The organism is Bradyrhizobium sp. 157 (genome assembly GCF_023073815.1).
Taxonomy (GTDB): domain Bacteria; phylum Pseudomonadota; class Alphaproteobacteria; order Rhizobiales; family Xanthobacteraceae; genus Bradyrhizobium.
In genome coordinates, this window is record NZ_JADPKF010000091.1 from 413,296 (window position 1) to 427,245 (window position 13,950).

The 13,950-nt window shown below is 58.0% G+C and carries 8 protein-coding genes and 3 pseudogenes; 5 read left to right on the plus strand and 6 right to left on the minus strand.

What is annotated here, in order from left to right:
• Positions 1 to 36: 36 nt before the first annotated feature.
• The gene (locus IVA95_RS28770; protein WP_247513543.1) at positions 37 to 1,779 is read right to left on the minus strand and encodes an ABC transporter permease subunit; all 1,743 of its coding nucleotides are present in this window, start codon (positions 1,777 to 1,779) and stop codon (positions 37 to 39) included.
• Entirely contained in the window at positions 1,776 to 2,909 is a 1,134-nt protein-coding gene (locus IVA95_RS28775) for an ABC transporter substrate-binding protein (RefSeq protein WP_247513544.1), read from the minus strand. Before IVA95_RS28775 ends, IVA95_RS28770 begins: the two co-directional genes overlap by 4 nt.
• A 95-nt stretch (positions 2,910 to 3,004) precedes the next feature.
• On the opposite strand from IVA95_RS28775, the gene IVA95_RS28780 reads away from it, so the two are divergent.
• Positions 3,005 to 3,337, plus strand: a complete 333-nt coding sequence (locus tag IVA95_RS28780) for a hypothetical protein (RefSeq protein WP_247513545.1) — start codon at positions 3,005 to 3,007, stop codon at positions 3,335 to 3,337.
• A gap of 58 nt (positions 3,338 to 3,395) precedes the next feature.
• Here the strand turns inward: IVA95_RS28780 and IVA95_RS28785 are convergent, their stop codons facing one another.
• Entirely contained in the window at positions 3,396 to 4,793 is a 1,398-nt protein-coding gene (locus IVA95_RS28785; protein ID WP_247513546.1) for an aminotransferase, read from the minus strand.
• A gap of 10 nt (positions 4,794 to 4,803) precedes the next feature.
• Positions 4,804 to 6,339: an NAD-dependent succinate-semialdehyde dehydrogenase gene (locus tag IVA95_RS28790; RefSeq protein WP_247513547.1), complete on the minus strand. Its 1,536-nt coding sequence runs from the start codon at positions 6,337 to 6,339 to the stop codon at positions 4,804 to 4,806.
• Between the two features lie 128 nt (positions 6,340 to 6,467).
• Between IVA95_RS28790 and IVA95_RS28795 the strand changes: the two genes are divergently transcribed.
• The 3 genes and pseudogenes from IVA95_RS28795 to IVA95_RS28805 all read left to right on the plus strand — a co-directional run bounded on the left by IVA95_RS28795 (position 6,468) and on the right by IVA95_RS28805 (position 9,922).
• A complete protein-coding gene (locus IVA95_RS28795; protein WP_247513548.1) occupies positions 6,468 to 6,944 on the plus strand; it encodes an Lrp/AsnC family transcriptional regulator in 477 nt (158 codons plus the stop codon).
• A 462-nt stretch (positions 6,945 to 7,406) separates the two neighbouring features.
• Complete coding sequence (locus IVA95_RS28800; RefSeq protein ID WP_247513549.1) at positions 7,407 to 9,059, plus strand: MFS transporter; 1,653 nt, start codon at positions 7,407 to 7,409, stop codon at positions 9,057 to 9,059.
• Positions 9,060 to 9,206: 147 nt separating this feature from the next.
• Positions 9,207 to 9,922, plus strand: a pseudogene (locus tag IVA95_RS28805) (IS5 family transposase).
• 756 nt (positions 9,923 to 10,678) lie between these two features.
• Here IVA95_RS28805 and IVA95_RS28810 read toward each other — a convergent pair.
• Positions 10,679 to 11,718, minus strand: a pseudogene (locus IVA95_RS28810) (IS3 family transposase).
• A 90-nt stretch (positions 11,719 to 11,808) separates the two neighbouring features.
• On the opposite strand from IVA95_RS28810, the pseudogene IVA95_RS28815 reads away from it, so the two are divergent.
• A pseudogene (locus tag IVA95_RS28815) lies at positions 11,809 to 12,751 on the plus strand (IS481 family transposase); the annotation flags it as partial.
• A gap of 18 nt (positions 12,752 to 12,769) precedes the next feature.
• On the opposite strand, the gene pimD reads toward IVA95_RS28815, so the two are convergent.
• The gene (pimD, locus tag IVA95_RS28820) at positions 12,770 to 13,912 is read right to left on the minus strand and encodes a pimeloyl-CoA dehydrogenase small subunit (RefSeq protein ID WP_247513550.1); all 1,143 of its coding nucleotides are present in this window, start codon (positions 13,910 to 13,912) and stop codon (positions 12,770 to 12,772) included.
• Between the last annotated feature and the right edge of the window lie 38 nt (positions 13,913 to 13,950).

The window sequence follows — 13,950 nt, forward strand, 5'->3', positions numbered from 1 at the left end:
TTCATTGTTGTTTGGCCTGCGTGGCCAAGCAGGCCGTCAGGTCTTTTTTTGCCGTCTCAGCAAAGTACCGACGACGATCACAATCGTCGCAAACAGCATCTGTAGCGTAGCCACAGCAGCAATAGTGGGGCTGATATCCTGCCGAATTCCTTCCCACATGCGCATCGGCAAGGTCGTGATCTTTCCGATACCAAGGAACAACACGTAGACCACGTCGTCGAACGAGGTCAGGAAGGCAAAGAAGCTCGAGACGATGAGCGCCGGCATGACCAGCGGCGCGACGATCGTGCGGAAGGTCGCCCAAGACCCGGCGCCCAGGCTGCGAGCCGCACGCTCGTAGCTCGGATTAAGGTCACGCAGATTGGCAACCACAATCACCACCACGTAGGGAATGGCGTGGACGGCGTGACCAAGCGCCAGACCGAACTCGGTGCCCTGCAGCCCCATCCGCGCCAACAGAAAATACGTGGCGACCGCCACGATAACGGTCGGCATGATAATCGGCGAGAGCACGAGGGCGACCATGACACCGCGACCGGGCGTCCTACCACGCGACAGGCCGAAGGCAAGCATGCCGCCCAGCGCGGTTGCCATGGCAGCCGCCATCAGCGCAATGCGGATGCTGGTGAATGTTGCGCGCACCCACAGGGTATCGAAAAGAAAGGCTTCGTAGTTGCGCAGGGAGTAGCCTGGCAATGGAAAGACGAAGTAGGACGAAGCGCTAAACGATAAATATGCCACGATCACTACCGGCAGCAGGAGAAGCACGGCCAGAAAGCTTGCCAAGATCGGGACACCTCGACCTCTCATCGAGGGGAGCCAGCGGTCGAGCGCGTTTGCCACCGAGCCGATACGCATCAACAATTGTGCACCCATTTGGCGGCGGGCGAGGGTCGAACCGGTCTTGCCGTCGGAGAATCCAAGGAGCTGCTCAATCGGGAAGAAGCGCGAGCCGATCCACAATACACTGAGGACGGCGACCAGAAGGACCACGGAAAGCGCAGCGCCGAAATTCCAATTGAGCTGCTCCAAGATCTGTGAGCTGATAGCCATTGTGATCATGACATCCGACAGCCCCCCCATCAATGCAGGCGTAATGTAGAAGCCGAGACAATAAATGAAGACCAGCAGAACGCCCGCAATCAGGCCCGGCAGGCTGAGCGGCAGAAAGACGGTGAGGAAGGCGGCGAGCGGGCTCGCTCCATTCGCCCTCGCAGCGCGCATGAGCTTCTGGTCAATGCTCGACATGACCGTGAACATCGGCAGGATCATCATCGGCATGACAATGTGGGTCATGCCGAGGATCACACCGAATCGGTTGTAGAGCATTGGGATCGGTTGGGACGCCCAGCCAAGCTCAAGCAGGAGCTGGTTAACGACGCCATTGCGCCCGAGAAGGACAATCCAGGCGAATGTCCTCGCCAGAGTACTGGTGAAATACGGAAGCACGACGGCGATGAGCAAGAATGTGCGCAGCACTACTCCGCCCGTCGTAAGGGCGTAGGCGATAGGGTAGCTAAGTACGAACGCGAGCGCAGTGACCGTAACGCTGATCTCCAGCGTATTCCGCAACACGGTTAGGTAGACAGGAGTCTCGCCAATGCGCAGAAAATTCGCCAGCGTCCAGTTTGGCATCCCAAACGAAAGCAACAGAAGCCCAGTGAGCGGCACAACAAAGAGGACCGCAAGGAAGATGCTTCCAGGCAGCAATAGCCAGGCCCATGGCGTGGGCCGAGGCCGCGAGGATTCCGCCCGACCGGTGATTGCGATGGAACTCATTGTGCCCGCCATGCCAGCCAGCGCTCCTGGAGATGATCTACGTTGGTTTTGCCATCAGGACGCTTGGCGGCGAGCCAAGCGTCATCCTGAGGCACTACCTGGGATGCATTCTCCTCGGTGATGCTGAGCAGCGGAACGATATTGGCCGGCAGGTGCAGCAGCTGGTTCACATTCGGACCTGTAAGGTTTGTACCGAGCGTGAATCCAGCTGCGCTCTGGGCCCGGTTCAGGAATGCGACGAATTTGTGAGCGTTTGCGTTGTTGGGACCGCCCTTTAGCACTGTCCAGTAAACGTAGACCAGATTACCACCGCTCCACACCATGCGAATAGGCGCTCCCTGACGAATGGCCGACAGCGCACGTCCGTCGTAACAGCTCGTCATTACAAACTCCCGATTGATCAGCGCCTGAACAGGCTCCCCTCCAGCCGTCCACCATTTCGCGATATTCGGCTTGATCTCCGCGAGCTTCTTGAGGGCCCTATCGACCTTGTCGTCAGTCAGAGGCCAACGATCTGAGTTTGGCACGCCGTCAGCCGCAAGCGCCAAGACCATATGCCTGGCGACCGCACTGAGGCCACGCGGTCCGGGGAAGGCCTTGACGTTCCAGAAATCGGCCCAATTTTGTGGCCCTCCCTTCAGGAAGGAACGCTCATCATAAGCGAGCAACGTCGTCGAACGAAATGCAACGACTGCGTCACTGAGGCGAGCACTCTGCGGCGCCCCCTTGAGCGCCTCATCGTCCCATAAACTGTAGTCGATGGGCTGAAACAAACCAGCCTCATGCATGGTCGGGTAGTTCTGCCCGTCAACCAAGGCGACATCCCAGTCGACGCGCCCGGCGCGATTCATCGCTCTCACTTGGGGCTCGGCGATGTCAGCGGTCACATCGACGACAGCAATGCCTGTTGCCTTCGTGAAGGGTTCATAAACGTTTTTTCTTACCCCTTGCGTATACGATCCGCCGTAGCTGAAGACTACAACCTCCCCACTGCCGGCAAGCTTTTCCTGCGCCCAGGCTGCGGTGGCCTTGGCAACAAACGGCGCGCTCAGGAAAGCAGCCGTTGACTTAAGAATTGAGCGCCGGCTCAGGCCGCTATGTAAATGGCCAACACAATCCTTTTTGATCATGGCACACTCCTCCCCTAGACTGACGCAGCACTAAATCGTTTTCTACTACCATTTTCACCGTCTACCGACGCATCGACGCACAAAGGCAGCAAAAAATGGCTGCACCCGAAGGAAAACTGCAAGTAGCAGCCCTCCAGTCCACGATTTTACCAGCGAGCTATGGCACCATCGCGGTCTTGCAACCACGTGCCCATACCCTCACTCCACGCCCGTTCTCGAACCATGATATTAGCGATACCGCACGTTGGCGGCGATCGGTTTATCCGGCGACGCCAGCATTGCCGCAACAGCACGCGGTCGACGCGATGATCGACGTACAGCGAAGGTCTGGAAGCTCGACCGTCATGATGCCCGCGCTGCCTGCGCGTACCATTGAGCGCTGCGACGGAGGTCTCTTCAGCGCGATCTCAGCAGCTCTCCAGGCCTAACAAAGGTGAGCGAATTGCTAAGCCGGTCGGGTCAGATCGGAATACAAGAACCGATGTTTCAAATTACTGGCTCTTTCGCAAGCTCGTCCATCACTTGCTTCGTCGCGCGATAGGCGAGTTCAACAATCTCGTCTATCTCGGGTTCCGATACGACGAGAGGTGGAGCAAAGCCTAGAATGTCTCCATGCGGCATTGCTCGCGCAATAAGTCCCCTGTCCCGTGCGGCCTTGGAGATGCGGGCGCCTACCTTGAGCTGCGGATCAAAGCGTCGTTTGGTCTGGCGATCGGCAACAAACTCCAGCGCACCAAGCAAGCCAACCCCCCTTACTTCGCCGACGATCTCAAGTTGCGCGAACCGCTCCTTCAGCCGCCTCAAAAAATGCACGCCTACTGTTCTCGCCCGATCGCTTAGTCGCTCCTTCTCCACAATATCGAGGACTGCGTTAGCAGCTGCAGCCGCAATCGGATGGCCAGAATAGGTATATCCATGCGAGAATGCTCCGACGCGATCAGCAGCCTCTTCCATGACCGCATAGACTCGCTCTCCAACAATAGAAGCCGAGAGCGGCACGTAGCCGGATGTCAGCCCCTTCGCCACGGTCACCAAGTCAGGTTCCATGCCATATAGAGTGCTGCCAAAATCAGCTCCGGTTCGGCCGAATCCGCAAATCACTTCATCTGCAATCAGAAGAACGTCGTAGCGCCTCAGTACGGCTTGAATTTCGCGCCAGTAGCCCTCAGGCGGCGGCGTAATGCCACCCGTACCTAATACTGGCTCGGCAATAAAGGCACCGATGGTTTCTGGCCCCTCAACCACGATCAACTCTTCAAGTTCGGCTGCACGCCGACGGGAAAAAGACTCTTCAGTCTCACCCGGCTCCGCGCCCCAATAATGGTGGGGCGTGCCTGTGTGCAAAATGCCCGCAAAGGGAAGGTCCATGTGATCATGGTAGAATGACATACCCGTCATCGAACCAGAAATTACTGAGCAGCCATGATAACCGCGCTCGCGCGAGATGATCTTTTTCTTCCTGGGCTGCCCTCGCAGATTGTTATAGTACCAAACAAGCTTGGCTTGGGTTTCGTTGGCGTCCGATCCGGATAGCCCGTAAAAGACTTTACTCGGCTTGCCCGGCGCCATTCTTACAAGGCGATCTGACAGGTTCGCCAGCTCTTCAGTCGTGTGAGCAGCATACGTATGGTAGTAGGCCAATTTGTACGCTTGGCGCGCAATCGCCTCAGCCACTTCGGTCCGGCCGTACCCAATATTGACACAGTAGAGGCCCGCAAAGCCGTCGATGTAGCTACGTCCCTGCGCGTCTTCGATTCGGATACCCTTCCCCCCCGTGACGATGATCGGATCGCCAATTTTGCCAGTCGCGAAATCCTTAAGCTGGGTGAACGGATGAAGTACAGTCGCGCGATCTTTTTCGGCGATCGTCTTGATATCGTTCATACCATTTCTCCTAATCCACCAAGTCGCCGAAGCAGACGTATTTCAATTCCATGTATTCCTGGATGCCGTGTCGCGAACCCTCGCGACCGAGCCCGGATTGTTTCCAACCTCCAAATGGGATTGGAGGCCCAGTGAATGACGCCGTATTGATGCCGACCATGCCGTATTCGATGTTCTCAGAAACTCGGAGCGCTCGACGCAAGCTGTCGGTGTAGACGTAGGCAGCCAGGCCCATTTCGCTGGTATTGGCTCGAGCCAGGACCTCCCCTTCGGAATCGAACGGAAGTACTGCGGCGACCGGCCCAAACGTTTCCTCACTCGCAATAAGCATGTCGTCAGTGACGTCGCTCAGCAGCGTTGGAAGGATAAAACTCTGCCCGAAGACTTCGTCTTGTTTGGCAGAAATAACCCGCGCCCCCTTTGCAGCTGCCTCATTAATCTGGGCCCTGCACTTATCCGCCACGGACAGCTTCGTCATCGGCCCGATCTCAGTCGCAGAATCCAACCCGTGACCAACTTTGAGCCGAGTGATTGCCGCCGCAAACTTTTCGACAAAGGCGCTATAAACGCCCCTTTGTACGTAGATGCGGTTAGCCGCCAAGCAGTCCTGCCCCGACGTGGCAAACTTTGCGGCCATCGCCCCCTTAACGGCCTTATCGAGATCGACGTCGTCAAAGATAATGAAGGGAGCATGCCCTCCGAGCTCGAGCGACACCTTCTTCACCGTCCGCGCGGCCCCCTCAAGTAGCAGACGACCAACTTCCGTAGACCCCGTGAACGACAGGGCCCGCACCCTTGCGTCCCGCAACAGAGGGGTCGAAAGTTCAATCGGATTGCCGACGAGCACTTGAAACACGCCCGACGGAACTCCAGCCTCTTGAGCCAACCTCGCCAGAGCAAGAGCAGAGAGCGGCGTCTCGGGCGCAGGCTTCACGATGACCGGGCAGCCAGCCGCCAGAGCGGCGCCGGCCTTTCGCGCAATCATAGCAACCGGAAAATTCCAAGGCGTGATCGCTGCCGCGACCCCAACTGGCTGCATCCTAACCTGAAGCACATTTCCAGGCTTGTGGCTTGGGATCGTCTCGCCATAGGCGCGCTCCCCCTCTGCGGCAAACCACTGGAGAAATCCGGCGCCATATCCAATTTCGTACCTCGCTTCGGCAAGTGGCTTGCCCTGCTCGCTAGTTACCAGGACAGCAAGCTCCTCCAAATGGGCAAGCATTAACGAGGCCCAAGACCTGAGAATTGCCCCCCGCCGCTCTGGCAGCAGCCCTCGCCATTCAGCAAACGATCGCTCGGCTGCGTCGATCGCAAGATTCATATCTACGGCACGGCAACAAGCAACCTTAGCAATCACTTCGCCAGTTGCCGGATCGACGACAACGTCTCTTTGGTCGCCCTCGATCCAGCGTCCATCGATCAGAGCGGCTCCCGCGGCGAAGTCTCGACGGCGCAGACTTTCGAGATGTCTCTTAGCTAGCCCGACCAGAGGTGGACTTTTGAGCCGGGCAGCTTGGAACACCATTTCAAAGTCCTTGGCGGGCATTTGTTGAAATTCTGCTGCCAATCAGGATACTAATGTTACAAACAGATTTGCGTCGCTTTTTACCGTCGCGTGGACGGTTTCCTGCAGGCCCTTGCCATTTGCAGCGGAATTCACCTGGAGCCCGACTTATGCAATACGACCGAACAGACGCCCGTATCTTGGAGATCGTGCAAAAGAACAATCGCCTGACATCCGAGATCATCGGCGAACTTGCTGGACTTTCTGCTACTGCGTGCCAACGACGATTGAAGAGGCTTCGCTCTGACGGCATCATCGAGGCGGATGTCTCGATTGTTTCGGCAAAGGCGGTAGGAAGGCCTATTCAGATGCTCGTGCTCGTAAGCCTCGAGCGCGAGCGCGCAGATATCATAGACAGGTTCAAGAAGGCGATTAAGTCGTCAGCTGAGGTCGTCAACGGATTCTACGTCACTGGGGACGCGGACTTCGTTCTGTATATTACCTCGCGGACCATGGAAGATTATGAGCAATTCACGCGGCGTTTTTTTTATGAGAACCCGGACATCAAGGGCTTCAAGACGATGGTCGTCATGGATCGCGTAAAGGCTGGTTTTGCGATTCCGGTAGAGGTTCCCCACGAAGATTGATCTTCGTGTCTCTGCGGTCGTTGTTCCGAGGCCTCGCGCGTTTTTTCATCGCTCATCCGCGCAGAACGCGCGAAACGAGCACCATCGCTCTTGTAGTATCTAGTGTGCTTACCTCTAGGTAGAGGAGCATGGCTGCTCCGACAGCCGGAATGGCAGCCAAGTGAAGCGACGTCGCGGACATTGAGAGCAATGCAACCGCCGTTATGGCCGTGACGCCCCGATCGGATCGTTGCTGGAGCGATGCCAAAAAGCTGTAAGAGAACTCGACAAGTTTATTCTTTGATCTGGATATTATTTTTTACAGGTCGTGATAGAGGCAGCAAATTCGCAAACGAAACGGGCGCGCAACGCGAATTTCAGATGGTTGAGGGCGGGCCCAGAACCGCTCGTCCGATTGGCTTCAGCGTTCCGCGACAAACACTGACCTCGGTCAGGTCGTGGTGCACGGTCCGTGGATCCTAAATGACGGAACCTCCCGATCCTCAGACTTTTAGCGTCGATGGTGTTGCGGCGCCGCTGCGCTACCCCACCTTCCGCCGGATTTGGCTCGCGAGCCTGCTGTCGAACCTCGGTATACTTATCCAAGGCGTCGGCGCGGCTTGGGCCATGACAGAGATGACATCGTCAGCCGATAAGGTTGCACTGGTGCAGACGGCTTTGTTGCTGCCTGTCATGTTGATCGCTGTCCCAGCCGGTGCCATCGCTGACATGTATGACCGCCGAACTGTGACGCTCGTTGCGCTCTCTATCGCGCTCTGCGGCGCGACAGCGTTGACTGCGCTCGATTGGTCGGAGGTTACCACGCCGGATCTACTCCTGGTGCTTTGTTTTGTGGTCGGCGGCGGCATGGCATTGATGGGGCCGGCCTGGAGCTCCTCGGTTAGCGAGCAGGTTCCGCCAAAGACGCTGCCGGCTGCGATTGCCCTCAATGGAATTAGCTACAACATCGCGCGTAGCTTTGGGCCCGCGGTCGGAGGAATTGTTGTTGCGACTGCGGGCGCGGGTGCGGCTTTTGCAATTAACGCATTCCTCTATCTACCTCTGATAGTGGCGTTGTTCCTCTGGAAACGTGTCGCGGAGCCGTCGCGGCTGCCGCGCGAACACCTGAGCCGCGCCATTGTCTCGGGCGTGCGCTATATCGCCAATTCGCCTTCGATCAAGATTGTGGTAGCTCGCACCATGATAACCGGCGTCGTCGGCAGCGCGCTTCAAGCGCTAATGCCGCTGGTCGCTCGCGACCTGTTGCACGGGGGCGCTCAGACTTACGGCATCATGCTAGGTGCGTTCGGGTTGGGCGCGGTAGTAGGAGCTCTCAACATCGGAGAAATGCGCAGGCGTATGAGTGGCGAGGCTGCGGTTCGTGCCTGCACGCTGTCCATGAGCGGCGCAATCGCGGCAGTCGCGCTCAGTCACAATTCGGTCTTGACAGCCGCAGCTCTGGTTTTAGCGGGTGCGGTATGGACCATCGTATGGACGCTGTTCAACATTGGCGTGCAGCTCTCCGCTCCGCGCTGGGTTGCGGGCCGCTCGGTTGCGGCTTGGCAGGCTGCGTTCTCTGGGGGCCTCGCAGTTGGCAGTTGGGGCTGGGGTCGCCTCACCGATGCCGTCGGTGTCGACATCACGCTGCTCGTCTCTGCCGGACTGATGCTGCTCTTGCCGCTGCTTGGGCGCTGGCTGCGCATGCCGGCCATCACCGAGCGCGGGGAGGACGCCGAGATGCTCGCCGACCCTAAGGTGCGGCTCCCGCTGACCTACCGGAGCGGCCCACTGGTGGTTGAGCTCGAATATCGGGTGGCCTCGGAAAATGCGCGAGCTTTCCACAATGTCATGCAGGATGTGCAGCTCTACCGGAAACGCAACGGGGCCTATGGTTGGTCAATTGCGCGTGATATCGCCGACCCCGAGCTGTGGACCGAGCGCTATCACTGCCCGACATGGCTCGATTATTTGCGCCAACGCAACCGCTGGACCCAGTCGGAACGCGCATTAGATGAGAAGGCCATGGCTTTCCATATCGGGCCTGAGCCCGTGCGTATCCGTCGTATGCTAGAGCGCCCGTTTGGATCGGTACGCTGGAAGGATGATGTGCCCAACCGCGCCGCGAGTGAGCTCTAGTTGTTGCTCGGGAGCGCGGCGCAAGCACTAGGCGGTGTGGACTCTAAGGATTCCCTTTTGGGAGCAAATCAGATTCAAGACTGCTTTTGGGAGGTAGTCTTGGGTGTGATGGACCGGTTGGTTTTAAGCGACGCGGCGTGGGAGCGGATGGCGCCGCTGATCATCGGCCGGCCTGACCAGAAGGGTTCGACCGGACGTGACAACCGGATGTTCGTGGAAGGGGTGCTTTGGATCGTTCGTACGGGCTCTCCCTGGCGTGATCTTCCGGAGGCGTTTGGGGATTGGAACAGCGTGTTCCGGCGCTTCAGTCGATGGAGCATCAAGGGTGTCTGGTGGCGGATCTTCGAGGCGATGTCCGATGATCCGGACTTCAAATATCTGATCGTCGATTCCACCATCGTCCGAGCGCATCAGCACGCCGCCGGGGCGAAAAAAGGGGGTCTGAAGATCAAGCGATCGGGCGCTCGCGCGGTGGCTTGAGCACCAAGATACATCTGGCCGTTCGAGGTTTGGGATGTCCCGTGCGGTTCACGCTCACCGCAGGCCAGAAGGGCGATGCACCACAAGCCGCCACTTTGATCGAGGGATTGCCCGCCGAGGTCGTCATGGCCGATACGGCCTATGACGCCGATCACTTGCGCCAGACCATCGCGGCCAAGGGCGCGCTCGCCGTCATCCCCAACAACCCCTCGCGAGCCCTCAAATATCCGCTCGACAAACATCTCTATGCCCAGCGCCATCTCGTGGAATGCTGCTTCAGCAAGCTCAAGCAGTTCCGTCGCGTCGCCACCCGCTTCGAAAAGACCGCTCGAAATTATCACGCCGTCGTCACTCTCGCTGCCATCGTCCTGTGGCTGCGATAAGTGTCCACACCACCTAGCCGTCGTCCCTTCCATCGCACCGCATTCAAGACCCCTGGGCGCGATGACGCCCTTGCGCTTGGCTAACTCTTCGCCACCATCCACTTCTCCCAGATACTCACCGGACATATGTCAGTCAGATTGACGCGGACCGAAATTGCCAACTGTTGTGATGCTCTTTCTACTAGCCCTAGCAGGATCTTGAAAAGCTCGAGAGCAATCTGTGTGTGGTCTAGCAAATAGGCCCGACGAGCGATCGGTATTGATATGAACCCCAAATTGCTTAGTACTACTTCTCGCTTAAGCATTTGTTTTACTCGCCTGGGGGACGGCGGAACTGGATGGCTGCTTGTTTCCCAAAGACGCTGCCATTGCAACAGAACTCAATAGCTGCCGGGTAAACTTACCGTGGAAATAAGCTATCTTCGAGCCGCATGCGCGTCACGATATAGACCACGGAATAGCCACCGAAGCGTCTGGCCCGGTCTAGCGCAGAGACTTGGAAGTTATTGCAGACATGCAAGAGGCTGGCGAGCTAGGATCTGCCGAAAACCTTAGTACAAGCTTGGGTAGATGCCCGCGCGAGAAGGTTCTCCGTTTCTAAAGCCCCGATTTACGTCCGAACGCGCTGAAGCGCGCCCAGAGCTCAATCATTGTGGCAGCGAGAGCTGTTGATTGCCCAGTTCAAAGATGGACAACTTGCGCGTGCCACGTGACAGTATTGCCATAGTCGCAGGGCGTTGACCTGCCACTGAGTTTTCATCCTGCGGCGGTTAGAGTCTCGGATTTTTGTCCGCCAAGTGGCGCGGGTGGAGCAACGGACGATCGGCGGAGCTGGTCGGGGTTGCGTAGCCGATCGTCCGTTGCGGTGAGGTGGGCGGCATAGCGGGGGTGTCAGGTATTTCAACGATGAGTGAGGCCGCCGGAGATTGTAGTCGGCGACCCAGATGGCGATCTTGGCGCGGGCGTCATTCAGATCGAAGGACAGGGTCTCGTTGGGCAGCTCATCGCGCATCCGGCCATTGAAACTCTCGATGAAGCCGTTCTGCATCGGCTTGCCGGGCGCGATGAAGTGCCAGTGAACTCGGTGCCATGGTCGGACACGATCATTCCTGGCTTGCCGCGTCGCTTGACGATTGCCGTCAGTTCGCGGGACACCCGCCGTCCCGAGATCGACGTCTCAGGAATGGCGCCCAGGCATTCCTTGGTGACGTCGTCGGCAATGTTGAGAATGCGGAAGCGCCAGTCATTGGCGAACTGGTCGTGGACAAAGTCCAATGACCAGCGCGCGTTGGGCCTGGCCTCCACCAGGATCGAGGCCCCGCGCCCGTCGCTTGCGGACGGTGCGTCCTTCATCGCGATAAAGCCGGTAGATCCGGTTGATCCCCGATGGCTCGCCCTCCCGCCGCATCAGGACGAACGGTCGGCGGTCGCCGAAACGCCGCCGCTCGTTGGCGAGGTCACGCAGCCGGCCACGGAGAGCCGCGTCCGGAGGACGGATGGAGCGATAGCGGATCATCTTCCGATCCGCGCTCACGATCGAACAGGCCCGCCGTTCCGACAGGCTCATGACGGCCTGCAGATGCGCGACCGCAGGCCACTTGGCGGCGGGCCCTACCATTTTTTTGAAAGCAGCTCCGAAGGGCGGCCGCATCGAGCATCTGCTCAGCCAGAAGCTTCTTCAGCTTCGCGTTCTCCTCTTCCAAGGCTTTCAGGCGCTTCGCCTCGGAGATCTCATGCTAGCGAGCCAGGTCAGCCGTCTTCGCCCCAGCCTCATGCTCCTTCAACACCGCGATAATCTGCTCTTCCGAAAAACCTTGCTCGCTTCATCTGTCCGTCCTTCTGCGGGCCGGACTCTAACTCCATCTGGAGGAAATACGCATTGGCAGGTCAGACAAGTCTAACGCGGCTGCGCCGCCACGACTGAGGCAGTCCGTCTATACAAATGAATCAAGAAAGCCTGAGAACGCTCGCCAAGCAAAACGGGATCAACCAGAAGACTGTCGCGAAATGGAAGGAGCGCAAGACCGTCGCCGATCTCCCTAAGGAAGCCAATCGAGCGTCCTTTCAGTCGAGGAGGAGGCGATCATCGTCGCTTTCCGGCAGCATGCGCCGCCGCTCGATGATTGCCTGTATGCACTGCGGCCGACCATCCCACACCTGACGCGGTCATCGCTGCGTCCAGCGCCAGGGTATCAGCCCATTGCGGAGGTCGAAGGCGGCAAGCCTTTGAAGAAGAAGTTCAAGGCTTATCCGATCCGCTATATCCAGATCGACGTCGCTCAACTACAAGCGCTGAAGGCAAGCTCTACCTTTACGGTCGCCATCGATCGCGCAAGCAAGTTCGCGTTCGTGCAACTGGTCAAAGGTCAGAAAGATGGGAAGGACCTCCGCCTCTTCCTTCCTGGAATCGCTGGTCGCGGCTGTCCCTACAAACTACACACGGTTCTCACCGAGAACGGGATTCAGTTCACTTCCCACCAAGCGACGCAGACGGCCCGACGGCAAGGTACATGACACATATGTTCGATATGTGCTGCCGCGAAAACGGCATCGAGCATCGGCTGACCAGTCACGCATCCTTAGACCAATGGCCGGGTCAAACGCATGAACGCACGATCAAAGAAGCAACCGTCCAAGGCCATCATTACGACCGACACGATCAGCTCGAAGCACACCTTGCCGACTTCATCAACCCCAAAAACTACATTCGGCGGCTGAAGACACTGAAGGTGTCTCACACTTAACGACTACATCTGCAAATGCTGGACTTCCCAGCAAGAACGAATCAAACTTGACCTGCTCCAGCAAATGCCGGGACTAAACACCTAGCTGCCTAAGTGCCACCAATCACACCAACACGCCCGTCTCACTCACCCGACGAAGGTGATAGTCGGCATCCCCAAACGTGTTCTCGATCATGGTCAGCCGCTTAAAATAATGGCCGATCTTAGCCGCCATGGTCATGCCAATTCCACCATGAAGCTGGATCGACTGCTGGCCGATAAATTTTCCGCTCCTCCCGATCTGCACTTTAGCCGCGGCGACCGCTGTTGCACGCTCGGCAGCATTCTCGATATCCGAGGCCATGGTGGCGTACATCGACATCGAGCGCGCCTGTTCGAGCGCCACAAACATGTCGGCGGCGCGGTGCTGCAGACTTTGAAATGAGCAGATTGGCACTCCGAACTGCTTTCGCGTCCTCATATAGTCGATTGTGGTCTTCAGCGATTCGTCCATTAGGCCTACCGCTTCCGCGCAAAGCGCGGTGCGGGCGTCGTCAACCACCCGCTCGATCAACGGCAACGCGTTCTCGGGATCGCCGATCGCCGCTGCGCTGCCCACCTCGACCCTTGTGAAGCTGATGTCGGCGGCATGCAGCCCATCTTGGGTCGGATAGCTCTTTTTGGAGATGCCTCTCGCGTCGGCAGGCACCAGAAGCACCGCGATACCGCCTCTATCGCGTTGAGCGCCTTTGATGCGCACGGTGACGATCAACGTGTCGGCGTTCTCGCCATTGAGCACAACAAATTTTTCGCCGTCAATGACCCATCCATCGCGGCTCTTTTTGGCGGAGGTAGTCACGTCGTTCAGATCATAGCGAGAGTTCTTTTCAAGTTGCGCGAATCCAAAGGTCTTGCTGCCGTCGATGATCCCAGGCAGATGAGCTGCCTTCTGCGCGTTCGAACCGCCACGGCGCAGGAAGCCGCCGCCGATCACAACCGTGGCGAGATAGGGCTCGACCACAAGCGCTCGGCCGAACGCTTCCATCACGATCATAGTCTCCACGCCGCCGCCACCAAACCCGCCATCGGCTTCGGCAAAGGGAAGTCCGAGCAGACCCTGCTCAGCAAAGCGGCTCCAGATCAATCTGCTCCAGCCGCCCTTCTCCTTCGAATATTTCTTGCGCTGCTCGAAATCGTAGACATCGGTCAAGAGTCCATCGACGCTTTCCTTGAGGAGCCGCTGCTCCTCGGATAAATTGAAGTCCATATCTCAGCTTCTCCTAACGACGGATCTGGACTCTTGCC